General features: G+C 66.0%; 31 protein-coding genes and 1 pseudogene. 19 read left to right on the top strand and 13 right to left on the bottom strand.

Annotation, left to right across the window (positions count from 1 at the left end; all coding sequences use genetic code 11):
• Window positions 1-24: 24 nt before the first annotated feature.
• Window positions 25-987: a threonine/serine dehydratase gene (locus ACIBK2_RS02280; protein WP_396962724.1), complete on the bottom strand. Its 963-nt coding sequence runs from the start codon at window positions 985-987 to the stop codon at window positions 25-27.
• A gap of 43 nt (window positions 988-1,030) precedes the next feature.
• Here ACIBK2_RS02280 and ACIBK2_RS02285 point away from each other — a divergent pair, with 43 nt between their 5' ends.
• Both ACIBK2_RS02285 and ACIBK2_RS02290 read left to right on the top strand, forming a co-directional pair.
• A complete protein-coding gene (locus tag ACIBK2_RS02285; protein ID WP_396962726.1) occupies window positions 1,031-1,900 on the top strand; it encodes a helix-turn-helix domain-containing protein in 870 nt (289 codons plus the stop codon).
• Window positions 1,901-1,965: 65 nt separating this feature from the next.
• The gene (locus tag ACIBK2_RS02290; protein WP_396962728.1) at window positions 1,966-3,084 is read left to right on the top strand and encodes a serine hydrolase domain-containing protein; all 1,119 of its coding nucleotides are present in this window, start codon (window positions 1,966-1,968) and stop codon (window positions 3,082-3,084) included.
• Here ACIBK2_RS02290 and ACIBK2_RS02295 read toward each other — a convergent pair whose 3' ends face one another.
• From ACIBK2_RS02295 to ACIBK2_RS02305, 3 genes are all read right to left on the bottom strand, one after another.
• On the bottom strand, window positions 3,085-3,672 hold the full coding sequence (locus tag ACIBK2_RS02295) for a hemerythrin domain-containing protein (protein WP_396962730.1): 588 nt from the start codon (window positions 3,670-3,672) through the stop codon (window positions 3,085-3,087).
• Between the two features lie 206 nt (window positions 3,673-3,878).
• Window positions 3,879-4,364 carry a DUF488 domain-containing protein gene (locus ACIBK2_RS02300; protein ID WP_396962732.1) on the bottom strand — a complete coding sequence of 162 codons (486 nt, stop codon included), beginning with the start codon at window positions 4,362-4,364 and terminating at the stop codon, window positions 3,879-3,881.
• 19 nt (window positions 4,365-4,383) lie between these two features.
• Window positions 4,384-4,737 (bottom strand): YybH family protein, encoded by a 354-nt coding sequence (locus tag ACIBK2_RS02305; protein WP_379292226.1) that lies wholly within the window; start codon window positions 4,735-4,737, stop codon window positions 4,384-4,386.
• Window positions 4,738-4,800: 63 nt separating this feature from the next.
• Between ACIBK2_RS02305 and ACIBK2_RS02310 the strand changes: the two genes are divergently transcribed.
• The 4 genes from ACIBK2_RS02310 to ACIBK2_RS02325 all read left to right on the top strand — a co-directional run bounded on the left by ACIBK2_RS02310 (window position 4,801) and on the right by ACIBK2_RS02325 (window position 7,303).
• Window positions 4,801-5,775: a helix-turn-helix transcriptional regulator gene (locus ACIBK2_RS02310; RefSeq protein WP_396962735.1), complete on the top strand. Its 975-nt coding sequence runs from the start codon at window positions 4,801-4,803 to the stop codon at window positions 5,773-5,775.
• A 163-nt stretch (window positions 5,776-5,938) separates the two neighbouring features.
• Window positions 5,939-6,490: a dihydrofolate reductase family protein gene (locus tag ACIBK2_RS02315; RefSeq protein WP_396962737.1), complete on the top strand. Its 552-nt coding sequence runs from the start codon at window positions 5,939-5,941 to the stop codon at window positions 6,488-6,490.
• A gap of 51 nt (window positions 6,491-6,541) precedes the next feature.
• Window positions 6,542-7,045: a GNAT family N-acetyltransferase gene (locus ACIBK2_RS02320; RefSeq protein ID WP_396964005.1), complete on the top strand. Its 504-nt coding sequence runs from the start codon at window positions 6,542-6,544 to the stop codon at window positions 7,043-7,045.
• Window positions 7,046-7,123: 78 nt separating this feature from the next.
• Window positions 7,124-7,303, top strand: a complete 180-nt coding sequence (locus ACIBK2_RS02325; RefSeq protein WP_396962739.1) for a DUF6011 domain-containing protein — start codon at window positions 7,124-7,126, stop codon at window positions 7,301-7,303.
• Window positions 7,304-7,336: 33 nt separating this feature from the next.
• Here the strand turns inward: ACIBK2_RS02325 and ACIBK2_RS02330 are convergent, their stop codons facing one another.
• Window positions 7,337-7,930, bottom strand: a complete 594-nt coding sequence (locus ACIBK2_RS02330; RefSeq protein ID WP_396962741.1) for a DinB family protein — start codon at window positions 7,928-7,930, stop codon at window positions 7,337-7,339.
• Between the two features lie 170 nt (window positions 7,931-8,100).
• Between ACIBK2_RS02330 and ACIBK2_RS02335 the strand changes: the two genes are divergently transcribed.
• The 3 genes from ACIBK2_RS02335 (at window position 8,101) to ACIBK2_RS02345 (ending at window position 10,590) form a co-directional block, all read left to right on the top strand.
• On the top strand, window positions 8,101-8,472 hold the full coding sequence (locus tag ACIBK2_RS02335; RefSeq protein WP_396962743.1) for a hypothetical protein: 372 nt from the start codon (window positions 8,101-8,103) through the stop codon (window positions 8,470-8,472).
• Window positions 8,465-9,250, top strand: a complete 786-nt coding sequence (locus ACIBK2_RS02340; RefSeq protein WP_396962745.1) for a glycerophosphodiester phosphodiesterase — start codon at window positions 8,465-8,467, stop codon at window positions 9,248-9,250. The genes ACIBK2_RS02335 and ACIBK2_RS02340 overlap by 8 nt, the downstream gene beginning before the upstream one ends.
• 134 nt (window positions 9,251-9,384) lie before the next feature.
• Window positions 9,385-10,590 carry a lipase family protein gene (locus ACIBK2_RS02345; RefSeq protein ID WP_396964007.1) on the top strand — a complete coding sequence of 402 codons (1,206 nt, stop codon included), beginning with the start codon at window positions 9,385-9,387 and terminating at the stop codon, window positions 10,588-10,590.
• Window positions 10,591-10,675: 85 nt separating this feature from the next.
• Here the strand turns inward: ACIBK2_RS02345 and ACIBK2_RS02350 are convergent, their stop codons facing one another.
• Window positions 10,676-11,110, bottom strand: a complete 435-nt coding sequence (locus tag ACIBK2_RS02350) for a DUF4189 domain-containing protein (RefSeq protein ID WP_396962747.1) — start codon at window positions 11,108-11,110, stop codon at window positions 10,676-10,678.
• A gap of 183 nt (window positions 11,111-11,293) precedes the next feature.
• On the opposite strand from ACIBK2_RS02350, the gene ACIBK2_RS02355 reads away from it, so the two are divergent.
• On the top strand, window positions 11,294-12,034 hold the full coding sequence (locus ACIBK2_RS02355; RefSeq protein ID WP_396962749.1) for a VOC family protein: 741 nt from the start codon (window positions 11,294-11,296) through the stop codon (window positions 12,032-12,034).
• 70 nt (window positions 12,035-12,104) lie between these two features.
• Here ACIBK2_RS02355 and ACIBK2_RS02360 read toward each other — a convergent pair whose 3' ends face one another.
• Window positions 12,105-12,746 carry a TetR/AcrR family transcriptional regulator gene (locus tag ACIBK2_RS02360; RefSeq protein WP_396962751.1) on the bottom strand — a complete coding sequence of 214 codons (642 nt, stop codon included), beginning with the start codon at window positions 12,744-12,746 and terminating at the stop codon, window positions 12,105-12,107.
• A gap of 118 nt (window positions 12,747-12,864) precedes the next feature.
• Here ACIBK2_RS02360 and ACIBK2_RS02365 point away from each other — a divergent pair, with 118 nt between their 5' ends.
• Entirely contained in the window at window positions 12,865-13,857 is a 993-nt protein-coding gene (locus tag ACIBK2_RS02365) for a 4,5-dihydroxyphthalate decarboxylase (RefSeq protein WP_396962753.1), read from the top strand.
• Window positions 13,858-13,906: 49 nt separating this feature from the next.
• Here the strand turns inward: ACIBK2_RS02365 and ACIBK2_RS02370 are convergent.
• Window positions 13,907-14,086: pseudogene (locus tag ACIBK2_RS02370) on the bottom strand (cupin); the annotation flags it as partial.
• A 228-nt stretch (window positions 14,087-14,314) separates the two neighbouring features.
• A complete protein-coding gene (locus ACIBK2_RS02375) occupies window positions 14,315-14,893 on the bottom strand; it encodes a dihydrofolate reductase family protein (protein ID WP_396962755.1) in 579 nt (192 codons plus the stop codon).
• Window positions 14,894-15,094: 201 nt separating this feature from the next.
• On the opposite strand from ACIBK2_RS02375, the gene ACIBK2_RS02380 reads away from it, so the two are divergent.
• The 4 genes from ACIBK2_RS02380 (at window position 15,095) to ACIBK2_RS02395 (ending at window position 19,330) form a co-directional block, all read left to right on the top strand.
• Window positions 15,095-15,826 carry a TetR/AcrR family transcriptional regulator gene (locus tag ACIBK2_RS02380; RefSeq protein ID WP_396962757.1) on the top strand — a complete coding sequence of 244 codons (732 nt, stop codon included), beginning with the start codon at window positions 15,095-15,097 and terminating at the stop codon, window positions 15,824-15,826.
• 60 nt (window positions 15,827-15,886) lie between these two features.
• On the top strand, window positions 15,887-16,789 hold the full coding sequence (locus tag ACIBK2_RS02385) for an NADP-dependent oxidoreductase (protein ID WP_396962759.1): 903 nt from the start codon (window positions 15,887-15,889) through the stop codon (window positions 16,787-16,789).
• 115 nt (window positions 16,790-16,904) lie between these two features.
• A complete protein-coding gene (locus tag ACIBK2_RS02390; RefSeq protein ID WP_396962761.1) occupies window positions 16,905-18,389 on the top strand; it encodes an MFS transporter in 1,485 nt (494 codons plus the stop codon).
• Between the two features lie 188 nt (window positions 18,390-18,577).
• A complete protein-coding gene (locus tag ACIBK2_RS02395) occupies window positions 18,578-19,330 on the top strand; it encodes a TIGR03084 family metal-binding protein (protein WP_396962763.1) in 753 nt (250 codons plus the stop codon).
• A 7-nt stretch (window positions 19,331-19,337) separates the two neighbouring features.
• Here ACIBK2_RS02395 and ACIBK2_RS02400 read toward each other — a convergent pair whose 3' ends face one another.
• Together ACIBK2_RS02400 and ACIBK2_RS02405 are read right to left on the bottom strand one after the other, a co-directional pair.
• On the bottom strand, window positions 19,338-20,192 hold the full coding sequence (locus tag ACIBK2_RS02400; RefSeq protein WP_396962765.1) for a DODA-type extradiol aromatic ring-opening family dioxygenase: 855 nt from the start codon (window positions 20,190-20,192) through the stop codon (window positions 19,338-19,340).
• Window positions 20,193-20,263: 71 nt separating this feature from the next.
• The gene (locus tag ACIBK2_RS02405; RefSeq protein ID WP_396962767.1) at window positions 20,264-20,608 is read right to left on the bottom strand and encodes an EthD domain-containing protein; all 345 of its coding nucleotides are present in this window, start codon (window positions 20,606-20,608) and stop codon (window positions 20,264-20,266) included.
• Window positions 20,609-20,711: 103 nt separating this feature from the next.
• On the opposite strand from ACIBK2_RS02405, the gene ACIBK2_RS02410 reads away from it, so the two are divergent.
• The 3 genes from ACIBK2_RS02410 (at window position 20,712) to ACIBK2_RS02420 (ending at window position 22,741) form a co-directional block, all read left to right on the top strand.
• Complete coding sequence (locus ACIBK2_RS02410) at window positions 20,712-21,194, top strand: MarR family winged helix-turn-helix transcriptional regulator (RefSeq protein ID WP_396962770.1); 483 nt, start codon at window positions 20,712-20,714, stop codon at window positions 21,192-21,194.
• Window positions 21,195-21,338: 144 nt separating this feature from the next.
• Window positions 21,339-21,974, top strand: a complete 636-nt coding sequence (locus ACIBK2_RS02415; protein WP_396962772.1) for an O-methyltransferase — start codon at window positions 21,339-21,341, stop codon at window positions 21,972-21,974.
• A gap of 2 nt (window positions 21,975-21,976) precedes the next feature.
• Window positions 21,977-22,741, top strand: coding sequence for an SDR family oxidoreductase (locus ACIBK2_RS02420; RefSeq protein ID WP_396962774.1), 765 nt, complete (start codon window positions 21,977-21,979; stop codon window positions 22,739-22,741).
• Here ACIBK2_RS02420 and ACIBK2_RS02425 read toward each other — a convergent pair.
• Window positions 22,719-23,363, bottom strand: a complete 645-nt coding sequence (locus tag ACIBK2_RS02425; RefSeq protein WP_396962776.1) for a TetR/AcrR family transcriptional regulator — start codon at window positions 23,361-23,363, stop codon at window positions 22,719-22,721. The genes ACIBK2_RS02420 and ACIBK2_RS02425 overlap by 23 nt on opposite strands.
• A 75-nt stretch (window positions 23,364-23,438) precedes the next feature.
• Here ACIBK2_RS02425 and ACIBK2_RS02430 point away from each other — a divergent pair, with 75 nt between their 5' ends.
• Entirely contained in the window at window positions 23,439-24,305 is an 867-nt protein-coding gene (locus ACIBK2_RS02430; RefSeq protein WP_396962778.1) for an oxidoreductase, read from the top strand.
• Between the two features lie 336 nt (window positions 24,306-24,641).
• Here the strand turns inward: ACIBK2_RS02430 and ACIBK2_RS02435 are convergent, their stop codons facing one another.
• The gene (locus ACIBK2_RS02435; RefSeq protein ID WP_396962780.1) at window positions 24,642-25,307 is read right to left on the bottom strand and encodes an SGNH/GDSL hydrolase family protein; all 666 of its coding nucleotides are present in this window, start codon (window positions 25,305-25,307) and stop codon (window positions 24,642-24,644) included.
• Between the last annotated feature and the right edge of the window lie 3 nt (window positions 25,308-25,310).

The raw sequence follows: 25,310 nt of genomic DNA on the forward strand, positions 1-25,310 counted from the left end.
GCCGGCGGTCAGGCTCGGCGCGGATCACTGATAGACCCAGCGGTGATAAGCATCCAGGTCGACGTTGCTGCCGCAGATGACGGTGACGATGTGGCGGCCGGCGAAGCGTTCACGGTCCTCCAACACGGCAGCGATGCCGAGCGCGGCCGAGGGCTCGACGATCAGGCCGGTGTGCCGCAGGAGCAACCGAATGCCCGCGATGATCGAGGACTCCTGGACGAGCACGGCGTCGTCGGCCACCGCGAGGAGATCGTCGAGAACCTCTGGGATGGGGTATCGCCCGGCGACACCGTCGGCGATGGTGTCGGTCGATTCGGTGGTGACGACTCGACGTTCGTGCCAGGACCGAGTCATCGCGGGCGCACCCGAGGGCTGCACACAGACCAACTCGACTGCGGGCAGCAGGGTCTTCAGGACGTAGCCGACACCGGTGGCCATCGCGCCGCCGCCCAGGGCGATCAGGACGGCGTCGTAAGCGGATTTCTCGTCTACCAGCTCGAGGCCGATCGTCGCAGCGCCCTCACAGGTCTCCACATCCAGACTGTCCTCGACCAGCCGAATGCCGCGCGACCGCGCGATATTCGCGGCGCGCTCGCGGGCCGTTTCGATGTCGCCGTCCACCAGTTCCAACTCCGCGCCCAGCGCGCGGATCCGATCCAGTTTGGCGACGGGCGCCCGGCGCGATGCCACGACCGTCACGTCGAGGCCGCGGCGGCGACCGGACCAGCCGAGGGCCTGGCCGAGGTTGCCCGCACTGGCACACACCGCGGCGGTCCGGCCATGCTCGGCCAGCAGGCTCGCGACGAGCTCGGTGCCCCGGGCCTTGAAGCTGCGCACCGGGTTTGCCGTTTCCAGTTTGATGCTCACGGTGCAGCCGAGTTCGCGGCCAAGCGCCTCGCACTGATACATCGGCGTGTTCTGGAATATCGGGTCGATCAGGCGGCGGGCCGCGTGGATTCGGTCCAGATCAAGGCGCGTCTCGAGCATGCCGCGACCCTACGGTGTTCGCATGTTTCCGTAGCCTGGATGGGTGGGAGCTGTGGACTTCGGGCGCGAGCCTGATGTGGCATGGGATTTCGCGGGTCCGGCCGAGGCGGTGCCGCGGGGTGTGGCGATGATCGGATACCGCGATGTGGGCGGGGCCGGGTTGGACCTTCGGGTCGCCGGGACGGCGGCGGTCACCGTGGTGATCGAATTCGGTGGGCGCGAGGTGATCGTCGACGATGTGCTCGGGCAGCGGGCGCTCGGCGGGTTCGTTGTCGGGCTGCCTGTCGAGGCCATGCGTATTCGCAGTGAGCGGGCCGAGTGCATCGAGATTCGGTTGTCGCCGATTCAGGCGTACTCGCTATTAGGTGTTTCCCCAACGGATTTGGGCCGGGGCGCGGTCGCGCTCGACGATCTGCTCGGCCAGCGAGCTCAGCAACTCCGCGAGCGACTCGCGTCGGCCCAGACCTGGGACGAGCGTTTCGCATTGACGAAATCGTTTCTGACACAGCGTGATAGGCCGCTGACGCCGGACCCGGAGGTGCTCGCCGGCTGGCATCGGATACTCACCTCGCACGGCCAGGTGAAGATCGGCGAGCTCGCCGGATCCGTTGGCTGGAGCCATAAGCGGCTGTTGTCGCGGTTCGAGTCGCAGATCGGCTTGGCGCCCAAGCGGGCGGCGATGCTGGTCCGATTCCGGCACGCGGTCGACGGTTTGCTGGCGGGCAGGCCCGCGGCCGACGTCGCGATGGACTGTGGGTACACCGATCAGGCTCATCTGTGCCGAGACGTGTCGATCTTCGCGGACCACACGCCGGGTGCGCTGACGAGGCACTACCTGCCGACCATCGCCCAGCATCGGTACCAGGCGTGGGGGAAATTCTTCCAATACGGTGCGGGACCGCTCGGTCGATAGTGATCGGGTGCGGTCGGCGAGCCGACCGCCACTCGTCACCTATCGACAGCGAGAGGACACGCGTCGTGACCAACACCCTCGATCCCGCGAACCTGCGGACCGCCCTGGAGACCCTGCACCAGGCAGGCGTGCCCGGCGTATTCGCCGAAGTGCGCGACCACGACGACATCTGGCGTGGCGCAGCGGGAGTCGCCGATGTCGACTCCGGCCGCCCCGTCACCGCCGATATGCGGCACCGCGTCGGCAGCATCACCAAGACGTTCACCGCCGCCGCCGTGCTGCAGCAGGTCGACAATGGCGAAATCGACCTCGACACACCGATCGGCCACTACCTGCCGAAGCTGGTTCCCGGCGAACGCGGTGCGGCGATCACGGTCCGGATGTTGATCAATCACACCAGCGGTCTCACCGAATATCTTCCGCGGGCCTACCCGTCGCTCGCGGCCTTTCCCGCCGTGGGGAAAACGACGCCGCAGAGCCTGGATGACCACCGGTTCACCAAGTTTCATCCGACCGAGCTGATCGAGATGGGCGTCTCGACGCCTGCTTGCAGCACGCCGGGTGGCACGCCCGGGGTGTACTCGAACACCAATTACCTTCTCCTGTGCCAACTTCTGGAGTTGGTGAGCGGTACGTCGGCGGAGAAATGTATCACCCGCGATGTCATCGAGCACGCCGGGCTGCGGGATACCGAACTCCCGGACGGACCGTATATCGACGGGTCGCATTCGCTGCTCTACGAGGCGTGGTTCGGCATGATCGATCCGCCGCGCGACTACAGCGTCTTCGACATGTCGTGGGTGGGGGGTGCGGCTTCGCTGATATCGACTGTCGCCGATCTGAATCGCTTTTTCGGTCTGCTGCTGGCCGGGGAGATCGTCAGCCGATCGTCGCTGGCGCAGATGCAACGCACGGGTCCGGTCATCTCTTTCGAGGGCAAGACCATCGAGTACGGTCTCGGTCTGCACAAGCTGACCGTGCCCGGTCGCGGAATCTATTGGGGCCATGACGGTTCCGTCTGGGGCGGCGGCGCGATATCGATGACCAGTGCCGACGGCACCCGGCAGCTGTCGATCGCGGTGAATCTGCAGCGGTGGAACCGGCTCGACGCCGAGGGCCTGCCGCAGCCGCATCCCATCGACGGCGCGCTGCAAGCGCTCATCCAGCTCGCGCTGGGTGCTTGATCAGTTCGGCTTCAGGCTGCCGACACTCAGCGACCCGCTCCCCGTGGTCGGCGGCTGCTCCGTAGTCGGCAGCTTCTCCTCTACCGCGCGGACGTACTCGGCGGGATCCTGGTCGACCGGCTTGACGCCCGCGTAGTTCCGCGCCTCGTACGCGGCGAAGGCGACGGCCAGCTGATGGCGACGCGGCAGTCCGGCCAGTCGACGGAAGTCGGTGAGGCCCTCGCGTTCTTCCTCGGCCATGTGATCGCTGTTGGCCAGGTTCGCGGCCGTCACGGCCGCGAACCAGTCGTCGGTGCCGACCCGATGACGCCCGGCCTCGGCGATCGCATCCCGGATCTCGTTGTGGTCGTGGATCGCGTCGAGCGTCTCGTCCTCCACCCGGCCCGTACGCCTGGCCGCGATGCCAACCTGGAGCAGCGCCGGGTAGAAGATCTCCTCCTCCGCCTTCGCATGCAGCTCGAGGAACGTCGACAGCCTGCCCCAAATCGCGGACAGGACACCGGTTTCCGCCCGATCGATCTGCTCCAGGATCGCGAACAGTCGCCGCTGCTCATGATGGTCATCGAGAATCAGCTCGGTAATATCCACAATTCCTCCGTGATACCGCATTTCAGGTCAGCACAGACGGTTCGCTGGGGCAGCTGGCGATCCCCGATAGAGCCGACGATAACGTACCGGCCCGATGCCCACCGCCACTCGCCATTCGAATCGCGCTGCGGATCTCAACCGCTGACCGCCTGAACCCGCAGGCGATACCGGACGTTCCGCAGGGCCAGGCAGGTGATCGACATGGCTCAGCTCGGGCGGAGATTCGTGACCGACAGGCCGTGGTCGACGCGGAGGCGTTCGGCCACGAGCGAGCGGTGGCAGGCCTCCGGGTCGGACTCGACACAGAAAAGGGCGGTTGCCGAGTCGCTCGGGAGTTCGGCGACGAGCGGGCCGAGGTCGAACGGGTCGAGGATCTCGTGGGTGTAGCGCTCGGCGTACTCGGGGGCCAGGGCGATGCGGTTGCGTTTGCCCACGCCCTGGCGGTCGTCCGCGCGGTACTGGGCCTGCCGCATATCGGTGGTCGGCGTCAACTCCCGCACGTGGCGGTAGTCGATATCCGCTGTGGCAAGCGCGAGTTGGAGCCGGGCCGAGTTCGCCCAGGAGTACTCGTGGCCGCGCACGCCGCGGCGCTGGCGGAGGTCCAGTAGCAACCCCACGCCCGCGCCGGTGAGCTGCTCGACGAAGGCTTCGACGGTGAAGCCGTACACGCCGATCGTCACGATGCGCCTCATCGCAGCACCCGGCTCGCCGCTACGGCACGAGGTTCGGCTGGTCAACGGCAATCAGCCAGGACCCGTCCGGCTGGCGGCGGGCGACCTCGACGGTCACCTCACCGCTGGTCAGCGTGGACGCGGTCAATGCCAGGTCGCCGCTCACCAGCGCTGGATGCTGCCGACCCGGCGAGAGCACCGGTGCGGCCGCGACGAACTGCTCGTACACCTTGCGGATCTCCGCATGTCCGGTCACGAGGTTGCCCGGCGGAAATTCCAGCACCGCGGTCGGCTCGTACAGCGCCACCAGTCCGTCGACGTCGCCCGCGTTGGCGCGCTCGATGAAGTACTTGCCCAGGTCGTTCGGTTCGGTGGCCACGATCTTGTTTGTCATACCGATAAGCCTGCCAACGAATCACGACATCCTGTGTCGTGTATCCCGGCTAAAGTTTTTCACATGCGAGCGGACCGGTTGGTGTCACTGGTGCTGCTCCTGCGCAGGCACGGTCAGCTGTCGGCAACCGCGCTGGCGCGCGAGCTCGAGGTATCCACCCGCACCGTGCTGCGTGACATCGAGGCGCTGTCCACGGCAGGCGTCCCGGTCTACGCCGAACGCGGCAGGCACGGTGGTTTCGCGCTGCTGCCCGGTTTTCAGACCGAGCTCATCGGACTGAACCACGACGAGACACTGGCCCTGCTCGTCGCCGGATCACGGCGCGGCGCACAGGCTTTCGGACTCGGCTCGGCGCTCGCCTCGGCCATCCGCAAGGTGGTCGACGCGCTACCCGAAAGCTATCGGGACACCGCGACCGGCGCGGCCCAGCGATTGCTCATCGACCCGGAGACCGACCTCTTCGCGCGCAAGCTCGTCCCGGAGGAGGTGCCCGACGCCGTCGTGACCGCGGTCCGGCGCGCGGTGTTGGCCGGACACAAGCTGCGCATCCATTACGCAGCGGTGGACCAGCTCCCGCAGTGGCGCACGGTCGATCCGATCGGCTTGGTCACCGTGCGCGACCAGGGCTTTTTGCTGGCCACGAGATCTGGCGCGGACCGCACCTACCGGCTGTCGCGGATCTTGGCCGCCGAGGAACTCCCCGAACTCGCACAGCGACCGGACCGGGTCGATCTGGACCGGGCCTGGCAGGAACGCAGCACGCAGTTCCGGACCGCCGGCGACCAAGTCTCCGTACTGATACGGGTGAACCCGGCACAGCGGGCGGAACTGTTGAGCACCGCACTCGCCGTCCGCACCGACGAAACCGACGCAGACGGCTGGCTGCGGCTGGAGGTGACCTTCCAAGATCCGAAACACGCTGAATGGGCGCTGTGGCAGCTCGGTGCGAACGCGGAAGCCCTTGCCCCCCAATGGTTACGCACCGCTATGCACAACCATGCCGCCGAAATCGCCACCCGCTACGAAGCGTCATCCTGAAAGTGGTCGCGTGCTCGTTGGATTCGACGAAGTTCAAGCCATTCACCGGCATGATCGGGCAAGTCCGTCCGATGACCTCGATATCCACCACCAACCGACAGTGACAAAGCATCATATCGATGTCCGCCGATGAGTTTCGAGCGCGCAGGAGGTCTAACCGGTCATGAGGAAACTGATCTACGGGTTCAGCGTGTCCCTGGACGGCTACATCAACGACCGCGACGGCAACATCGACTACACCGACCCGGATGACGAGTTGCACCAGTTCCACAACGACCGGTACCGCGAGATCGAGATCTCGTTGCACGGCCGCCGCCTCTACGAGCTGATGGCCGAGCACTGGCCGCACGTACCCGAGGACGCGCCGCCTATCCAGCGTGAGTTCGCCGGGCTCTGGACGTCGAAGCCGAAGGTCGTCTTCTCCCGGACGCTCACCGAAGTCCACTGGAACAGCACGCTGGTCAGCGAGAACGCGGTCGAGGAGGTCCGCAAACTCAAGGCCGGCGGCGACGGTGTGATGGAGGTCGGCGGCGCCGGCCTCGCAGCCGCACTGATACCCCACGACCTCATCGACGAGTACCAGATATTCCTCATGCCGGTGGTGCTCGGCGGCGGCACACCGTTCCTCCCATTGCTGGACAAGCGCATCCAGCTCCAATTGACCGAGACGAAGCACTTCGACACCGCGGTGATGCACCGATATCGCGTCGCCTGAGGCCGGACACGGCTGGAGCCGTCGCCGATGCAGCTCGGGCATACTGCCCGCATGAGAGACCTGGCAATCCGGACGGCAGGCCCGGGAGATCTGTTGGCTGTCTTGACAATCCACGACCAGCTCAAATCCGACGACGCATCGCGCCACTCGGCGACAGATCTTCAGCAGCGAACCTGGGCCCGAATGATGCGGCGGTCTGACGATCTCACCGTTTACCTCGCCGAGATCGACGGCGAGCCGGTGGGGACCGCCACTCAGCTGCTGATGCCGCACGTGACTTACAACTGTGCGCCAACGGCGTTCATCGAGGCCGTCGTCGTCGAATCCAGCTACCGCCGCCGGGGAATCGCCAGCGCGATGATGCGGCGCCTGCTCAGCGACGCGCGAACGGCCGGGTGCAACAAGGTTCAACTCTTATCCCATAAGCGCCACGCCGCCGACGGAGCGCATCGGCTCTACACCTCGCTGGGCTTCGAGCCAGAAGCAGAGGGATTCCGCCTGTATCTCCAGCAAGTCCCAGCGGCTGTGCAAGCTGCCAGGGACGCCGTGTCCTAGCGCGCAGTTCGCAACGTTATGTGTCGGTGCCCTGTGTCAGGCTGGGAACATATCGACCCACGGCCGGAGGAGAGTTGGATGGCCGAGACTGACAACAAGCCCGAGGCCAGACTCGTTGCGCACTGTCGGCGCTGCCACGGTTGGCTGCTGTCGACGGAATCGGTAGCGCTGGGGATCGGACCGACCTGCGCGATCCGTGAGCGTGCCGAACAGCGCGCCGCCGCACGAGAGTTGACGCTGTTCGACGTCGCAGCCTGAGTCTGTCTCGGCACCGAATACGAGGAGTCCCGGTCAGCCGAGTCCGGCAGCCTGCTTCGCGGCGTCCTCTAGTTTGGACCGATACTGCTGCCACCAGGCCGGGTCGCTGATGGGCATGTTGTCGTTGCCGGCGAGCAGACCTGCGGCGCCGTCGATGAGTTCGCGGAGGATATCGGCATGTCCCGCATGCCGATTGGTTTCGGCGGTCACGTGCACCAGAACCCGGTGCAGCGTGACGGTTCGGTGGTCCGCCGACCACCACGGAACCGAACCTTCGGCGGTGAGGTCGAGGCTGTCGATGGTGGCGTCGGCGTGCGCCCAAGCCCGCCGGTAGAACCCGATGATGTCCGCACGCGATTCCTCGGCGGTGGCCCACATGTCGGCGGTGGGGTCGGCCGCGAAATCGTGCTGATTGATGGCTTCGTCGTTCGGTCGGCCGAAGGTGTCACCGAAGTAACCGAACTCGACGGTGCCGAGATGTTTGACCAGGCCGAGCAGGTTTGTACCGGTAGGGGTTACGGGTCGGCGAACGTCATACTCGGACAGCCCATCGAGCTTCCACAGCATGACTGCGCGAGCATCCCGCAGATACCGGTGCAGATCCGATTTCGGGTCAGAAACTGTCATGCCGAGCACTCTGCCAGAACCCCCGCCCACCTCCGACCGAATTCCCTTCGCCGCCAACAGCATCCACCCGACAGACGCGGCCTCGGCAGACGTCTCGACCGGCCTGGGCCGATAGCTCCGATGCCTGTGTCCGCGTTCGGGTTCCGTCGATCGATGTGATGATTGCGGACGTGGGACTCTCGCGCGTGGCCTGGTTACTGCTGGCTGGAGCGACCGTCGTGTGGGGAGTATTCGTCGCATCCGAACCGCTACATCAGATCTCATCGTGTGAGGTCGTGCAGGTGGACGCCGAATGCGGCGCCTCGATAGCCGCCCGCTACGGAGCGGGGCTTGTGCTCTTGCTGGCGGTGCCGGTCGCACTGTGCGCGCTGCCAGCACTGCGCGTCACCCGCGGCCTGTCATGGGTGGTCGCAGGCGTTTTGGTGATCGGTTCACTCCTTGCGTTGCCTGCGGCCGATACCGTGTTCGCCGCCTTGGTGTACTACCTACCGGTTGGCATGATCGCGGTGCTGGTCGCCGGATTTCAGGCCTGGTATGACTGAGTCCCAGGGTGTCACGGTTGTTGCACATCGTGGTCTGGCGGCTGGCCTCCCGGAGAACACGTTGGCGGCGTTCAGGGGCGCGGCCGCGCTTGGGGTGGACGGTATCGAGATCGATCTTCGGGTGACCGCCGATGGACAGGTCGTCGTGATGCACGACGACACGGTGGATCGGACGACCGATGGTCATGGCCGGGTCGTCGATTTGACGCTTGCCGAGATCAAGGCGCTGGATGCCGGGCGCTATGCCGGTCCGCAGTTCGGTGGCGAACGAGTGCCGACCTATCGGGAAGTGCTCGAGGTGCTGCAGGGCAGTCGAATGCAGTTGCTGCTGGACATCAAGGACTGTCCACTCGACGCGATAGCGGCGGTAGTGGACGTCACCGCGCATTATTCTGCATCGCGCGAGGTGATCGTCGGGCCGCGCACGGTCGCCGACTTGCTTGCATTCAAGAAGCTCGATCCTCGGCTGCGTGCGGTGGCGTTGGTGCCCGGACGTCAGGATGTGCCACCAGATTTGTCCGTCATCACGGAATTCGTTGACGCGGGAGCAGATCTCATCCGGCTCTGGCCGGCGTGGATTCTCACCGATGAAGGTGCACAGCTCGTCCGGACGGTTCTCGAGCTGGGGACGCCGGTGTGGACTTGCGCCGATACCCTCTACGGCGATATCAGGGCCGACGCGCCGAGGGATGATCTCGGTCGTCTTGTCGACGCTGGTGTCAGCGGCATTATGACCAATCTTCCGGAGCTCCTGCTCGACATCGTGCGCTCCCGCTGATCGCCTGGTTCCGAAACGCGAACTGCGCGATAAGTATTGGCACGGCGAACTGACTGGTGCATTAAGCTTCCGGACACGCGAACTAGAACAGGTTCTCAGGGGGGGCTGGCGCTATGCGGACAGTGTGGATCGTGATGTTGCGGGCTGGGGTTGTCGCCGTGGTTTTCGGGCTGGTGGTGACGGGTGCTGGGTGGGCTGTGGCGGTGCCGCTGCCGGATCAGGATTCGTTCTACGCCGCACCTTCCGGTATTGCGGACCTGCCTAATGGCACAGTGGTCGCGTCTCGGGCGATCGAGGCGGAGTCCTTTCTGATGCCGCTGCCTGCAGACGCGTGGCAGGTGCAGTACAAGACGATCGATAATCATGGGCGGCCCAGCGCTTACGTCGCCACAATTCTTGTGCCGCAGCAAGAGTGGACCGGTATCGGTCCTCGTCCGCTGGTCTCGTATCAGGTCGCGGAAGACGGGGTCGGCTCGAAATGCGCACCGTCCTATGCGTTGCGCGGTGGGCTCGGCGGCGGGCCGAGTAACGCGTTTGCCGAGACCGGGGTGATTCGTCTTGCGCTGCTACAAGGTTGGGCGGTGGTGGTGCCGGACTATCAGGGGCCCGATTCGGACTTCTCCGGTGCCGATGGTTATGCCCACGGCGTGTTGGATGGTATTCGCGCCGCCAAGTCGTTCGCGCCGGCGGCTATTGACCACGCCGCACCGATCGGCCTGTGGGGGTACTCCGGCGGGGCGCAGTCCACCGCTGTCGCTGCCCAAGCGCAGCGCGTCTACGCTCCGGAACTGCGGCTGGCCGGTGCGGCGCTGGGTGGGGTGGTCGCCGATCTGGAGGCCACCATGTCGGGCTTCAGTGGCGGCATCGCGGGCGGCGCGGTCGTCGTGGGACTGGTCGGCCTGAACCGGTCCTATCCGGAGGCGAATGTGCTTCAGTACCTGAATGAATCGGGCCGCGAGATGCTGGCCGCCGGTCAAACAGATTGCCTGCATGATGCCGCGCTCGCGTACCCGTTTCTCAACGCGGCGGATCTGGAGGCTTGGCCCGGTTCGATCACGAACAACGCCGAGTTGAGCAGCGTCGTCCGCAGGGCCAGCCCGCTCTTCCGCGAAGGCTCCCCCACCGCGCCGGTGCTGCTCTATCACGCGATCGCCGACGAGTTCGCTCCCATCGGCGCTGCCCGGGCGCTCGCCGGAAAGTACTGCGCCGCAGGGGTTCCGGTGCAACGAGTGGAGGATCCGATCGGCGAGCACGGCACCGAAGCCGCCACCGGGCTTCCCGCGGCCCTGACCTATCTGGCCGACCGCTTCGCCGGAAAGCCCGCTCCCAGCACCTGCTGACGGACACTCAATCGAGATCGGACGATGCACCGACGCCGAGAAGACCCGGCCCCCAACAGGTCCCGGGTCTTCCGAGCCGACTGCGTCAGCGCGCGTTGGCGGTGCAGACCACCTTGCTGACCTCGGCCCCCGACTTGTCCGCGGAACCGACATTGGCCAGCATCGCCGGCGGGTAGACCCGGGCGAGGCTGGTGTAGGCGGCGAACAGTGCGAGCTGGCGGTCGGTGCCCGCGCCGGCGGCGACGGCACGCTTGGTGTAGACCAGCGCGCCACAACCATTCGACCAGTCCACCAACACGATGCAGTCGGTGACGCCGCTTAGACCACAGTTGGCGAGCGCCTCGTCGACGGCTTCCTCCCGGCTCAGCGCGTCGATGCTGGTGCCGTAGCTCCAGTCCGAGGCACTGAACGCGATCGCGCCGTGCAGACTGGCCGCATTCGCCGTGCCGGCACCGAACGCCGACCCGGCCGCAAGACCCACCGACGCGATCGCGACGACGGCCTTACCCATGAACTTCATCAAGCACTTTCCTTTGTGAACACGTGTAGCGGACGTTGACCCGACGAATCATGGCGGATCGCTGTCCGATTCGCGCAATTCGTCCTGGCAGGATCACACTGCCCGCCGACGGCTATCACCGCAACTGTTCGTCGACGGTAATCGGGTATGTCGTCACGGGCCGGTGTGCATAGGATCGCCGACATGGCGACACGGCTTGTGCAAGTCAACATCAAGGCTCGGGACGACTCCGCGCTCGGCCGGTTCTGGGCGGACGCGCTGGACTGGAGTATTTCCAGCGAGGGCCCCGGCGTGACCAACGTCGAACCCGCGGGCCTGACTTGGCCGGACCCCAGTGCCCTCTACATCGATGTCGTCACCGTCCCGGACCCCGAAACGGTGAAGTATCGGGTGCACATCGATCTCGCCACCACTTCCGTGGCCCATCAAGCGGAATGGGTTGCGCGCCTGAAGGATCTCGGCGCGACGCCCGCCGACATCGGCCAGGGCGACGTCCCGTGGACGGTACTGGCCGACCCGGAGGGCAATCTGTTCTGCGTGCTGGAACCTCGGGAAATCTACCGGGACACCGGGCCGATCGCCGCAGTGGTGGTCGACTGCGCGGATCCCCGTGCCATGGCCCGATTTTGGGGCGAGGCGATGGACTGGACCCTGCACGAGGTGACCGATGATCACGCGACGTTTCGTTCGTCCAAGGGTGTCGGCCCCTATCTGGAGTTCATCCGCAGGTCCGGTGAGCCGACCGTCTGGAACCGCGTCCATCTCGACCTCCTGCCGTACGCCGGTGACGATCAAGCGGCGGAAGCCGCCCGACTGCGGGCTCTGGGCGCCATCGACCGAGACCTCGGCCAGGGCGACGTGCCGTGGACGGTGCTGGCCGACCCGGAGGGCAACGAGTTCTGCCTCCTCGGCCCGGGACGCTGACGCAGCAGCTAGCAGAATGTATTGTGCTGCAACAGTTCTCGACAGGACGAACCGCTAAGGGCCGACTATGTCAGCGAGGACCACGGAGTAGTCCGGCATCGTTCAGTACGACGCGGACGTCGTGCGCGAAACCAGCGGTGTCGTCAAGCCCAAAAGCCGTGTGCTGCAACACAAACCCGTGCAGCAACGCCATCACCACCCGTGCGCCGCGATCGGGATCCAGCTCGGTCGACACACTGCCCGCCCGCTGACCATTGCGGAGTGCGTCCGCGATGCGTCCGCGCACCTGCTCGAAGCCCGCCTTGGCCTGCTGTCGCAGCCCTTCATGACGCAGCAACTCGCCCCAAGCCTGGACGGCTACCCGCAGCAACTCGTCGACGGGGATGGCTTGGCCCGTCGCGTCGACGGCGACGTCACCACTCACCGGGTCGACCGCCGCCGCGACCAGATCGGCAACCGTCATATCGCCGTCCACCTCGACGAGACGCTCGACGGGAGCGAACATCACCCGGAACGCGTCGCCGGCTATCTCGACGATGATCTCTTCCTTGCTGGCGAAGTAGCGGTAGGGAGCGCCCACCGAGACGCCCGCTTCGGCCGCGATATCGGGCATCGATGTCTGATGGAACCCGTCCCGCGAGAAACAGCGACGGGCCGCCGCCACGATTTGCGACCGGTTCGCTGCCCGATGTTCGTCGGTGAGGCGTGGCACGGGACCCCTCCTTCTTTCCGTGAATGAACGATCATTCGCCTTGACAGTAACAGCCTTCTCCCGCAACGATAAAAATGAAAGGTCGTTCACGGAAGCGGCCGGGAGAAGGAGTTCTGTCATGACCGATCTGCAGCTCGAGCTGGGCGTCTACCGGTACGAGCACACCGAGCCGCTGTTCGACGGGCGAGTCGCGATCGACGGCGTCGACGCACACCTGAACACCTCGCCGCTGATCTCCGACGTTTTCCAACGGATGGCCAAGGGCGAACTGGACATCGCCGAGTACGGGCTGACCTACTTCCTGCGCTCGTTCGACCTGGCCGATTCGCCGTTCCTGGCCCTGCCGATCTTCCCGAACCGCAACTTTCGCCACTCGGCACTTTTCGTGAATGTCGACAGCGGAATCGAACGGCCGGAGGACCTCGCGGGCAAGACCGTCGGCGAGTTCGCGCTGTACGGGTCCGACCCTGGTGTCTGGGTGAAGGGCATCCTGGCCGACGAACACGGGGTGACGCCGGACCAGATCGACTGGGTGATCGGCGGCACCGACCACCCCATCCCCTCGTTCGACTGGATCCCGCAGCCGGTCCCGGACGGCGTCCGAGTCCGCCACACCGACGGCGACCAGACCTTGGGCGCGATGCTCGAAGCGGGCGAGATCGATGCCCTGCTGTCGGTCGACGTGCCGCAGAGTCTGCTCGACGGCTCGACGAAGAAGATCCGGCGACTATTCGTCGATTATGAAGCGGTGGAACGGGATTACTACCGCCGCACCGGCGTCTTTCCGATGATGCACGTCGTCGCGATCCGCCGGGAACTGGCCGAGGTGCCCGGCCTGGTCACCTCGGTCTACCGGGCGTTCTGCCAGGCCAAGGACATTGTGCAGGAGCACTATCGGGCCAATGCGGCGAAGCAGCACATGGCCGTGATCACCCCATGGTTCAGCGAGCTGTTCGCGGAGAACCGCGCGCTGCTAGGCGAGGACTGGTGGCCCTACGGTCTCGATGCCAACCGCAAGGCCGTCGACACCTTCCTCCGCTATCACCACGAGCAAGGCCTGTCCAAGCGCCTGCTCGACTCCGCGGATATCTTCGTCCCCGGGACCTATTGAGCCTCTTCATCTTTGCCGCGTGAGCCATGCCAGCCGACTGGGGTCGTGCTCAGTCGGCGATGGGATCGAGCGGGTTGCGGCGAGTGACCAGCAGCGGGTCGGCCGGGGTGAAGGGGAGGTCGGGGAGGTCCTCCAGTGCGACGCCGAACGTTGCGGCGAGGACCTTGCGCGAGTAGGCGCTCATCGAGGCTCGGTAGCCGATATCGGCGGGAGTCGGCTGGTCGAAGAAGAATATGCTGCCGCGAGCGACCCGCAACAAGCGGCAGCCACCACGAAAGCGATCAATGGCGCACTCGAGTGCTCAGGCGGCGACAGCACCAAGGCGAAGAAGCGGTACGAGATCTACACCAAAGTGGCCGCAGCGCTGCGCGAAAAGGTTCTCGGGCCGGAAGGGTGCTACTCGTAATTTGGTAGGTCAACGACTGAATCGCTTCGACGCACTCGGCACTGTGGCAACTCAGGCGTGCAGGGTGGGCCGGTAGACGAGTTCTTGAATGTTGCCGTCGAGTGTGCGGCTCTCGATCAACTCGAGGTCGAAGTCGGCCGCGCCCTGGAAGATCGGGGCGGCACCGTTCTGGCCGGTGATCACCGGGAACACCGTCACCTGCACGCGGTCGACCAGGCCGGCGGCCATCAGCGCCCGGTTCATCGACAGGCTGCCGTGCGAGCGCAACGGCACGTCGGACTCCTTCTTGAGCCGGGCGACGACGTCGACGGCGTCACCGCTCACCACAGTCGCGTCCGGCCAGTCGAGCGGTTCGTGCAGCGTGTTCGACACCATCGTCGCCGGCAGGTTCAGCATCCGGGTGACCCAGGGATCACCCATCGTCTCTTCGAGGCCCGCGGCCAGTACCTCCACGAACATCCGATAGGTGTTGGCCCCGAAGACCATTCGCTGCTCGGCCGCGAACATGGCGAGGCGGTGGTCGAGCAGTTCGGGGCCCTGCTTGCCCCAGTACCCACCCCAGTCGCCGCCGCTGACACCGCCGAAGCCGTCGAGGCTGGAAAAGACGTCGAAGGTGTATGTGGCGGTCATGAAGTTCTCCTCAGATGCGGTTGATCGGGTACATCGATAGAGACGGGCCGCCACGGCGAAACTCATCGGCGTTCGACTCTTGAAGTCCGATCGCCCCGCATGACGCCAAGTCACAGGCCGGAATTGTCAGCTGAACACTGTTCATCAACGAACACTGTTCACCTATTGAACAGTGTTCGTCCGCTGTGCTACGGTTGGGCTGTGGCCGAGAAGAATCCCCCGAGCAGGGCTGTTACGCGTGATCAGTGGGAAGCGCAGATCGCGGCGCTCGATACGACGGAAGCGCCGCGGCGCGTTCGCAAGGAGCCGATCACGATCGGCGGGATCTTGGCGGCGGCGTTCGGACTGGTCGAGACCGAGGGTTTCGACGCGTTGACGATGCGTCGTGTCGCCGCGGCGCTCGGAACCAGTCCGGGTGCGCTGTATGCGCATGTGCGGAACAAGGCGGAGCTGGATGATCTGCTGATCGGGCAGCTGTGCCGGAAAGTGGCGCTCCCCGAGCCGGATCCGGCGAATTGGCGCGCGCAGATCGCTGACGTGTGCGGGCAGTTGCGTGACCAATATCTGCGCTATCCGGGGATATCTCGCGCGGCATTATCGGCGGCACCGAACAGCCTGGACACGCTGCGGATCGGCGAGGGCATGCTGGCGATCCTGCTGGCCGCCGGGGTGTCACCGCAGAACGCCGCGTGGGCGGTCGACTCCGCAGTGCTTTACGTCGCCGCGTACAGCTTCGAAGCGTCACTACGCCGCGACCCCGTCACCGATACCGACGGGCGGGTCTTGGATCAAGCCGAGCATATCGCTCGACTGAAGATGTTGCCCCCCAGCCACTTTCCGAACATGGTCAGCTACGCGCACGAGCTGACCACCGGCGACGGACACGAGCGGTTCGACTTCACCCTCGAACAACTGTTTCGCGGACTGGACTAGGACGCGACAGACCACGACAATCGACCGGCCCCACACTCGGGCCGAGGACGGACGACAATCATGAAGGCAGCTCGTTTCGACCGATTCGGGGGCCCCGAGGTCCTGGAAATCGTCGATCTACCCGACCCGCACCCGGGCCCCGGCCAGGTCCGGATCGCGGTCCAAGCCGCGGGCGTCAACGCCAGCGACTGGAAGAAACGTCAAGGGCTGATGGATCAGGAACTTCCGCAGACCCTGGGTTACGAGGCGGCCGGCGTGGTCGATGAGCTCGGCGCGGGCGTCACCGACGTCGCGCTCGGCGACCGGGTGTTCGGATTCAGCTCCGAAGGCGCCGCGCAGGCGGAACTGGTGGTGCTGTCCTATTACGCACCCATTCCGTCATCTGTCGGATTCGCCGAGGCCGCCGCATTGCCCGCAGCCATGGAGACGGCCGCGCGGGCACTCGATCAACTCGGCGTCGAGGCCGGTCGCACGGTGCTGATCAACGGTGCGTCCGGCACGGTCGGCAGTGCCGCAGTGCAGTTGGCGGTGGCCCGCGGCGCGCGGGTGATCGGCACCGGCAGTCCGGCCTCCCATGACCTGCTGCGCTCGCTGGGCGCCGAACCCGTCACCTACGGCGCGGGCATGAGCGAACGAGTCCGCGCGATCGCGCCCGAGGGTGTCGATCTGGCGCTCGACATCGCGGGCAGCGGTGTGCTGCCCGAACTGATCGAGCTAGCCGGAGGTCCGCAACACGTCATCACACTCGCCGATTTCACCGGCGCTGAGACATACGGCGTGCGGTTCTCCCGAGGATCTTCCGGCCGAGCACTCTACGTACTCGACCAGATCGGCGAGCTGGTCGAGTCCGGACAGCTCACCCTTCCCGCCGTGCAGACCTTCCCGCTGGCCGAGGTCGCCGAGGCGCACCGCGCCGGAGAGTCGGGGCAGGTACGCGCGAAGCTCGTGCTGCTCCCCCACTGACCTCCACTACCGAGACAACTCTGCGTGACCCGAGTGTGTCACGCCCACAACATGATTCGCGATGCCGCCTGCCCGCATCGGCGCTGACTCCTGCCCACATGACTGAGAGGTCACCATGAGTTCTGTCATCTCATCGACCGGATCCGACCACCCGACGACCAACGACCATGCCGGGCGAAACCGCTGGCTGGCGTTGGTCGTGCTGAGCCTGGCCCAGCTGATGGACATCGTCGACAACACCATCATGAACATCGCCCTACCCAGCGCCCAGCACGACCTGGGCTTCTCCACCGACGACCGGCAGTGGGTGGTCACCGGTTACGCGCTGGCCTTCGGCAGCCTCCTGCTCCTCGGCGGCAGGCTCTCGGACTTCTTCGGACGCAAGCGAATGTTCCTCATCGGCGTCGGCGGATTCGCCGCCGCCTCGGCGCTCGGCGGGGCGGCCGGTGGTCTGGAAATGCTGCTCGTCGCACGGGTCGCCCAGGGCGTGTTCGGTGCGCTGCTCGCGCCAGCCGCGCTGTCCCTGCTCTCAGTTACCTTCGCGGACAACGCGAAAGAACGCGGTCGTGCGTTCGGCATCTTCGGCGCGATCTCCGGCGCGGGCGGCGCATTGGGACTGATGCTCGGCGGGATCCTCACCCAGGGACTGTCGTGGCGGTGGTGTCTGTACGTGAACATCGTGATCGCCGCGATCGCATTCGCCGGTGCGCTGGCGTTCCTGCGTGACGGCGACCGCCCCGAACGAGTCCGGCCCGACATCGCGGGCACAGCCGCCGCGGTCTTGGGCCTGGCCGGTCTCGTCTACGGACTCGGCAACGCCGAATCACACGGCTGGGACAACCCCGCAACGCTCGCGCCGATCATCGCGGGAATCCTGCTGTTGGCCGCCTTCGTGCTCATCGAACGCCGCACCCCGCATCCCCTGCTGCCCCTGCACGTGGTGCTCGACCGCGTCCGCGGTTCGGCCTACCTGACCGTCGCGATCACCGGCACCGGGATGTTCGCGGTCTTCCTGTTCCTCACCTACTACCTGCAGAACACGTTGGGGTTCAGTCCGATTCAGTCCGGCGCCGCGTTCCTTCCAATGATCGCCATGGTGATGGTGGGTGCGGTCTTCTCCGGGACAGCGCTGCTGCCACGCACCGGGCCGCGCCCGCTCATCCCCGGCGGCTGCCTGCTCGCGGCGACCGGAATGGCGCTGCTCACCGGCATCGGCACCGACTCCAGTTACGTCACCGGCGTGCTGCCCGCACTGCTCGTCACCGGCCTCGGCTTCGGCTTCATCTTCGGCCCGATCCAGAACGCCGCGACCAGCGGCGTCGCACCGCATGACGCCGGCGTGGCCTCCGCGACGGTCAACACCGCCCAGCAGATCGGCGGGGCGATCGGGCTGGCCGTGTTCAGTTCGCTCGCCACGACCGCGATCAACAACTACCTCACCACGCACGCCGCGACCGCGACCATCGCCGAAGCGACGATCAGCGGCTACCACCTGGTGTTCTGGATTGCCGCAGCAGTGTTCCTCGGCGGTGCCGCGCTGGCCGCGCTGCTCTTCCGCACGGGCCTGCTACCCGCCAATCCCAACGTCGCGGTGCACTGAGTAAGCGGATGTCCGCGAACGGTTCTCCGGCGAAGTCGCCCGTCAGTTTTCAGTAACACTGCAGGTCACAGGGTTTGCAAGGCCCTGGTCAGCACCCATAGGCTCGGAAACGAGCAAGGCCTCGGGATAAACCCGTTGCCGTCAACGCGTGTGAAAGTGCTACTGGGATGTTGGATTACGGCATTGACATGTCCGACGTGCAGCGCGACGTCGCACTGCCCGACTTGGTGGCCGAGGGCTACGAGCTCGACGCCCTGGTATCGGCGCAGGCCGACTGGTCCAAGGACACGCCAGCGGTGGGGTGGACGATCGCCCACCAGATCGCCCATCTCGCTTCCGCTGACGCGAACGTGCTCATCGCCATCCGGACCCCGGAGGCGTTCGACGCCGTGTTGAAGCACGCGGAAACCCTTGGCCCCCAATACCGTGACATCGATGCCGCCGAGGGTGCGGCCCTGCCGCGAGCGGAACTGCTGGAACAGTGGCGCGCCGGTCGGATCGAGGTGGCGGCGGCGCTCCGTGACATTCCGCTGGACCAGCCGTTTCCGTGGTACGGCTCGGAGCTGACCGCGAAGCTCGCGGTGCCGCTTCGGCTGATGGAAACGTGGGCGCACGGACAGGATATTTTCGACACGCTGGGTGTCACCCGCCATGCGACGAGTCGGCTCCGGCCGATAGCCTCGATGGGCGTCGCCGGACGAGAGCTGTCCTTCTACACGGCCGAATTGCCAACTCCCGCAGAGCCTTTCCGGGTCGAACTGACCGGCCCCGACGGCACGATCTGGGCGTGGGGCCCAGCGGATGCCGAGCAACGGGTGCAGGGCAGCGCCCTCGACTTCGGCCTCCGCGTCACCCAGCGCAGGACCCTGGCCGAGACCGACCTCACCGCGGTCGGCGCCGACGCCCAGAAGTGGCTCGACATCGCCCGTATTTTCCTCTGAAGCTCCCTCAGTTCATCTGCACCGAGCGGATGGAGTTGCCCATGACCATGCGGTCGATCGCGCTGAGGGCACTGCCAGGATCGCTCGCGGCGCCGACCGCGACCAGCAGCGGCACATAGTGATCGGCCGTCGGGTGCGCGACCGCGGCGCCGGGTGCCTTGCGCCGGTAGTCGGTCAGGGCGTCGACATCGCCTCGTCCGAGCGCGTCGACGGCCCACTCATCGAAAGCCTTGGTGTGTGCGGCGAGGTCCGGGCGGCGGAACACCGCGAAGCTGTGGGTCATGAAGCCCGAGCCGATGACCAGCACGCCTTCGTCGCGCAGAGATCGCAGACGCGCCCCGAACTCGACCAACGCCGCGGGATCGAGGCTGGGCATCGACAGTTGGACGACCGGAACGTCGGCCGCGGGATACATCGCCATGAGTGGGATGAACGCACCATGGTCGAGGCCTCGGTCGGCGTGCTCGTGCACCGTGGTCGCCGGACTGAGCGTGGCCGTCAGCCGACGGGCGAGGTCGGTCGCGTCCGGGGTCGCGTAAGGCAGGGTCTTGTAGCGGGGATGGAAGCCGCTGAAGTCGTAGTAGAGCGGGGTGCCCGCGGCCGCGCCCGAGATCGCGGCAGGCGCGTCCTCCCAGTGTGCCGAAATGATCACGATGGCTTTCGGTTTGGGCATGGACTGCGCCCAGGTGAACAGGTCGTCGAGCCATTGCGGGTCGTCGAGGGTGAACGGTGCGCCGTGGCTGATGAACAGGCTCGGCAGCGCGCCATCGGCGGGGACCCAGAGCCGGTGCTCGGCGGCCTGAGGGAGAACCCGCGCGAGGTGGTCGTCGTAGGCCCCGGCCGGGAGGTGGGAAGTGGTCATGTCGTTCCTTTATCGGAAGCGGGTGCGACTCCGGGCGGCCTGATCGTCAGATCGCCCGGAGTCGTTGGGGCTCAACCGAAGATCGGGGTTTCGGTGGTGTAGAGGAAGCGGGTCTGGGAGCGGTCGATGAAGTTCTCCTCATCCGTGGCGATGGTCGTGGTGTAGGTGTCGGAGGTGAACCAGCGGGCGGCGTCGGCGATGTCGTCCACCCACACCTCGGCGACACCGTCGTAGTAGGCGGTGGTGATGCCGGGGATCTCGTCGTCGGTAGGCAGCAACTGGACATAGCGCCGCACCGGAACCTCGCCGCTGGGCACGCTCGCGATCAGCGGCGTGTGCTTCTGCGTCCAGTACTCCACGAACTCCTCGTGGGTAAGGTCTGCCCGCCGGGTCAGGAAGACGCTGAGCTTGATCATGGAGAACTCCTCGAGATTGACTTGCCTGGGCAACTCAAACAGTAGACCGATTCACTTGCCTAGGCAACCAATGTTTCTTGCCCGGTCAAGTAAGGTAGACCGCATGGACGAACCGACGCCCTGGCTCGACGCCGAACAGCAGGCCCTCTGGCAGGACCTGCTCACCGTCGTGATCGCGCTACCCACAGCCCTGGACCGGCAGTTGCAGCGCGACGCGGGCATCTCGAACTTCGAGTACAGCGTGCTCGCCCGGCTGTCGATGGCCGATCAGGAGACCATGCGGCTCAGCGAGTTGGCCAGGCTCTGCAACAGCACGCTCCCCCGGCTGTCGAAGCTGATGGACCGCTTCGAGATTCGAGAGTGGATCGTTCGCAAGATCGATCCGAGCGACGGTCGCTACACCTTGGCGACGCTGACCGACAGCGGTCGGCAGAAGGTGGTCGACAGCGCCCCGGGACATGTCGCGCAAGTACGGCGACTCGTGTTCGACCCGCTGACCACCGCGCAACGCCGCCAGCTGAGTACGGCACTTTCGGGCATAGCCGAGACGGTGCGGCGAGAGACCGCCGGTAGCCCTACCGAATAGGCGCACCCGCCGCACGCAAGGTTGGCCGTTTCGGGGTCTTAGATGGCCGTCCGCCGCCAATCCGCCATATTAGCCTTGCCTTACAACCAAGCTGATATGGATGCCGCCCGATTCACCTTGGGCCGCAACGGATTAGGAGACCTGATGCTGACTGACACGCACCGCCCGCTCCGCGACCCCGCAGTCGATGCCGTCATCGCCAGGCTTGCTGCGGCGCAGCAGTATCGGCCCAATGATCCACGCGACGGTCGCGCGCGCGATCCGCACGACTACAGCAAGTACGGCTACTCGATCGCGCAGGAGCAGGGCGACCTGATCTATCTGCTGTGCCGCGGCATTCGCGCCACCCGGACGGTCGAATTCGCGACCTCCGTCGGCATGTCGACGCTCTACGCGGCGGCCGCCGTGCGCGACAACGGCGGTGGCACGGTGATCGGATCGGAGATCGTGCCGACCAAAGTCACCGTCGCCCGGGCCAATCTCGCCGAGGCCGGACTCGCCGACTACGCCGAGATCCGCGAGGGCGACGCGCGTATGACACTGCGCGACCTCGGCGGTGCGGTCGACTTCGCGCTGATCGACGGCTGGCTCGGCGCCGAACCGTCGCTGGCCCGCGAGGTCATCGAGATCATCGCGCCGCAACTGCGCATCGGCGCCTATGTCATGAACGACAACGCCGAACCCGATTTCCTCGCCTACGTCCGCGATCCGGCCAACGGCTTCCTGTCGGTGACATTGCCGCTGCACGGTGGCACCGAACTCTGCGTGAAAGTGGCTTAGACATGGGCAATCTCAGCGGAAAGGTCGCGCTGATCACCGGTGGCAGCCGCGGCATCGGGCGCGGCATCGCCGAACGCCTGGCCCGCGACGGCGCTTTGGTCGCGGTCCATTACGGCAGCAACGAAGCGGCGGCGAAGGAGACTGCCGAGGCTATTGTCGAGGCCGGTGGTCAGGCGTTCGTCGTGCCCGCCGAGCTGGGCATCCCCGGCGACGTGGACACACTGATGACCGGACTCGAAACCGGGTTGCGCGCACACGGGAAATCCGCGATCGACATTCTGGTGCACAATGCGGGCGTCAACCTCATGGGCCGCCCGATCGAGCTGCTCACTCCCGAGGAGTTCGACCGGATGATCGCCGTCAACGTCAAGGCACCGTTCTTTCTCACCCAGCGGATGCTGCCGCTGCTGCGGGACGGTGGCCGGATCATCAACATCTCGTCGGTCTCCACCCGGATCGCCTCGGCCCACGGCATCGCCTATCCGCTCACCAAGGGCGCGCTCGACGTCTTCAGCCACACTCTGGCCAAATACCTTGGCCCGCGCGGTATTACCGTCAATTCCGTCGCGGTCGGCTTCACCCACACCGACATGACCGCCGCGGTGCTGGCCGATCCGGCGAACGTCGAGCGCAACATCGGCCTGACCGCGCTCGGCCGGATCGGCCAGGTCCCGGATATCGCCGACGCGATCGCCTTCCTGGCCTCCGACGACGCTCGCTGGATCACCGGCACCAAGCTCGACGTCACCGGCGGCGTCGGACTGTAGGAACGCGACCCGGTACCACGCCCACCGCATTGAGCCACAGATGGGTGAGCGTCACCGCAGTGTCGTCGAGTGAGATGCCGGTCTTCGACGCCTGATAGAACGCGCGCTCGGTCATCCACACGAGTGCGGTCGTCACGGCATGCGCGCCGGTCGGGCCGTCGTCGTCGGGCAGCCCGGCGCGCTCGGCGATGGCTCGGGTGATGTCGCGGATGGCAGTGACAGCCGAATGCCAGCTCTCGCCCACGGCCGCGACGGTGGGGGTGAGCTCGACGGCCGCGCGCATGACGTTGCCGTGGTCGCGCCACATGTCGCGGGTCTGGTCGATGCTGCGGCGCAGGGCGAGCGCCGGTTCACCGGAGGCGTCGGCGGCTTCGATGTCCGCGCGCAACATGGCCACGGTTCGTTCGACCAAGGCGGCCAGGACGGCGTTCTTGGAGGCGAAGTAGAAGTAGAACGCGCCACGGGTGATGCCGACCGCCTTGGCAATGGTCTCGATCGTCATCGCATCGAATCCGATTGTCTCCAGCTGCTTTTCGGCGGCATCGAGGATTTCTCGCTCGCGCTGGTCCCCCTTGGTGGGCGAGACGCGGCGGCGACCGCGGGTGGTTCGGGTCTCGGGCACGGACTCGATTCTACTCCAAGATGACTATTTTCTACACTCTGTCGATTTTATCTGACAGGGCGTAGATTATTCGATATGACTGATCGAACCACCGGAAAGACCTTCCTCATCACCGGCGTGAGCTCCGGCTTCGGCCAGGCGATCGCACGCAAGGCCATCCAGGACGGCCACGTCGTGGTCGGCACGGTCCGGCGCGAAGCCGACGCCGCGCAATTCCGGGCGCTGCATCCCGGCCGCGCCATCGCGCGCGTTCTCGATGTCACCGACGACGGTGCGGTTCTGGATACTGTGCGCGACATCGAATCCACCGTCGGCCCGATCGACGTCGTCATCGCCAACGCCGGCTACGGCCACGAAGGAGTATTCGAGGAATCACCGTTGGCCGAACTTCGAAACCAGTTCGCGGTCAACGTCTTCGGCGCGGTCGCCACCATCCAGGCGGTGTTGCCGTACCTGCGGGCCCGGCGATCGGGCCACATTCTGGGCATCACCTCCATGGGCGGGCTGATGACCGTGCCCGGCCTGACCTACTACCACGGCAGCAAGTACGCCCTGGAGGGCATCCTCGAGACGCTCGGCAAGGAAGTCGCCGGATTCGGTATCCACGTCACCGCTGTCGCGCCGGGCTCGTTCCGCACCGACTGGGCCGGACGATCCATGGTCCGCACCGAACGCTCGATCCCGGACTACGACGAGCTGATGGATCCGGTGCGCGCACGCCGCCAGGCCGCCGACGGCAATCAACTCGGAGATCCGGAAAAGGCTGCGGCCGCGATACTTTCGATTATCGAAGCCGCGGACCCACCGGCGCACCTGGTGCTCGGCTCGGACGCCCTGCGACTGGTGCAGGCCGGCCGAGCGGCCGTGGACGCCGAGATCGAGAAATGGGCCGACCTCTCGCGCACCACAGACTTCGCCGACGGAGCGCAACTGCCGGGCTGACCCGGCAGGCGGCCGTACCGCGCCCTCAATTCTGACGAAGTGCTGGACGCATGCGCGCCGAAGGTCAGCTGTAGTGGGGATCGAGAGCGGCGTGGATTCGGTTCCCGGCCAGGCTCACTTGCCTAGCGGCGGGAATCCGGGCGGGCGGCTTGCGGCCACTCCCGTTGCGGCACAGGTCCACGTGAGTCAGCTCTATTCACGTTGCGGCGCCGCTCTTTCCGGCCGCGCGGATCCATGGCCCGTGCCGTCGCCCAGAGCAACAGCAGCACAAGGAGCACGGCGCCTCCAATGGTTGCCCAAAACAGCATCTACTCCCGGCATGGACGTCGGTCAGGGTTAGACCACCAGATGGAGCCAGGCGTCCGCGATGGCAGCGTGACCGGCCGGGGTCGGGTGCACGCCGTCGGCGGACCAGTGCTCCGGATCGGTTGTCGCGGTGAGCCTGGCGAACATGTCGTCGGCGGCGAGCAGGTGTGCGTCGTATTTGTCGGCGAGCTGGTGTACGACTTGGATCTTCAGGTCCAGATCTGCGCGCCAACCCTTTCGGACCTCCTCGTCGATGCGCACATCACGCTTCTCGATGACGCCGCGAATGGGCAGGAGGAACGGCTCGATGAGGATCAGCTCGGCACCAGCCTCGGCCAGGGGCGCGAGCAGCCGGTCGTAACCGGCCGCATAGTCCTGTGCCCGGATCACGTAGCCGTTGTCCGGGTCGAGTGTGTGCCAGCCGACGTCGTTGATACCGGCGAGGATCGACACCACGTCCGGGCGCGCGTCGAGTACATCTGTCTGCCAACGGGATTCGAGGTCCATCACTTTGCTGCCCGCTATCCCGGAGTTCAGCCAGGTCACGGCCCGCTCCGGGTGCCTGCGTCCCCACTCGTCCGCGATGCGCAGCGGGTAGCCGAACCTGCCGCCGTCTTCGCTCTCGAGCCGGTCGGGATCGGTGATCGAATCGCCACTGAACACTACGGTGGTTCCTGGGCGAAGGGTGATCGTCATATC

Source organism: Nocardia sp. NPDC050175 (assembly GCF_044459885.1).
Lineage (GTDB): Bacteria > Actinomycetota > Actinomycetes > Mycobacteriales > Mycobacteriaceae > Nocardia.

Bases quoted from the DNA above. Each gene is read 5' to 3' on its own strand.
- ACIBK2_RS02280 (WP_396962724.1), bottom strand. From the start codon at position 987: ATGCTCGAGACGCGCCTTGATCTGGACCGAATCCACGCGGCCCGCCGC.
- ACIBK2_RS02300 (WP_396962732.1), bottom strand. From the start codon at position 4,364: ATGAGGCGCATCGTGACGATCGGCGTGTACGGCTTCACCGTCGAAGCC.
- ACIBK2_RS02305 (WP_379292226.1), bottom strand. From the start codon at position 4,737: ATGACAAACAAGATCGTGGCCACCGAACCGAACGACCTGGGCAAGTAC.
- ACIBK2_RS02310 (WP_396962735.1), top strand. From the start codon at position 4,801: ATGCGAGCGGACCGGTTGGTGTCACTGGTGCTGCTCCTGCGCAGGCAC.
- ACIBK2_RS02315 (WP_396962737.1), top strand. From the start codon at position 5,939: ATGAGGAAACTGATCTACGGGTTCAGCGTGTCCCTGGACGGCTACATC.
- ACIBK2_RS02320 (WP_396964005.1), top strand. From the start codon at position 6,542: ATGAGAGACCTGGCAATCCGGACGGCAGGCCCGGGAGATCTGTTGGCT.
- ACIBK2_RS02325 (WP_396962739.1), top strand. From the start codon at position 7,124: ATGGCCGAGACTGACAACAAGCCCGAGGCCAGACTCGTTGCGCACTGT.
- ACIBK2_RS02330 (WP_396962741.1), bottom strand. From the start codon at position 7,930: ATGACAGTTTCTGACCCGAAATCGGATCTGCACCGGTATCTGCGGGAT.
- ACIBK2_RS02340 (WP_396962745.1), top strand. From the start codon at position 8,465: ATGACTGAGTCCCAGGGTGTCACGGTTGTTGCACATCGTGGTCTGGCG.
- ACIBK2_RS02345 (WP_396964007.1), top strand. From the start codon at position 9,385: ATGTTGCGGGCTGGGGTTGTCGCCGTGGTTTTCGGGCTGGTGGTGACG.
- ACIBK2_RS02350 (WP_396962747.1), bottom strand. From the start codon at position 11,110: ATGAAGTTCATGGGTAAGGCCGTCGTCGCGATCGCGTCGGTGGGTCTT.
- ACIBK2_RS02355 (WP_396962749.1), top strand. From the start codon at position 11,294: ATGGCGACACGGCTTGTGCAAGTCAACATCAAGGCTCGGGACGACTCC.
- ACIBK2_RS02365 (WP_396962753.1), top strand. From the start codon at position 12,865: ATGACCGATCTGCAGCTCGAGCTGGGCGTCTACCGGTACGAGCACACC.
- ACIBK2_RS02375 (WP_396962755.1), bottom strand. From the start codon at position 14,893: ATGACCGCCACATACACCTTCGACGTCTTTTCCAGCCTCGACGGCTTC.
- ACIBK2_RS02385 (WP_396962759.1), top strand. From the start codon at position 15,887: ATGAAGGCAGCTCGTTTCGACCGATTCGGGGGCCCCGAGGTCCTGGAA.
- ACIBK2_RS02390 (WP_396962761.1), top strand. From the start codon at position 16,905: ATGAGTTCTGTCATCTCATCGACCGGATCCGACCACCCGACGACCAAC.
- ACIBK2_RS02395 (WP_396962763.1), top strand. From the start codon at position 18,578: ATGTCCGACGTGCAGCGCGACGTCGCACTGCCCGACTTGGTGGCCGAG.
- ACIBK2_RS02400 (WP_396962765.1), bottom strand. From the start codon at position 20,192: ATGACCACTTCCCACCTCCCGGCCGGGGCCTACGACGACCACCTCGCG.
- ACIBK2_RS02405 (WP_396962767.1), bottom strand. From the start codon at position 20,608: ATGATCAAGCTCAGCGTCTTCCTGACCCGGCGGGCAGACCTTACCCAC.
- ACIBK2_RS02410 (WP_396962770.1), top strand. From the start codon at position 20,712: ATGGACGAACCGACGCCCTGGCTCGACGCCGAACAGCAGGCCCTCTGG.
- ACIBK2_RS02415 (WP_396962772.1), top strand. From the start codon at position 21,339: ATGCTGACTGACACGCACCGCCCGCTCCGCGACCCCGCAGTCGATGCC.
- ACIBK2_RS02420 (WP_396962774.1), top strand. From the start codon at position 21,977: ATGGGCAATCTCAGCGGAAAGGTCGCGCTGATCACCGGTGGCAGCCGC.
- ACIBK2_RS02430 (WP_396962778.1), top strand. From the start codon at position 23,439: ATGACTGATCGAACCACCGGAAAGACCTTCCTCATCACCGGCGTGAGC.
- ACIBK2_RS02435 (WP_396962780.1), bottom strand. From the start codon at position 25,307: ATGACGATCACCCTTCGCCCAGGAACCACCGTAGTGTTCAGTGGCGAT.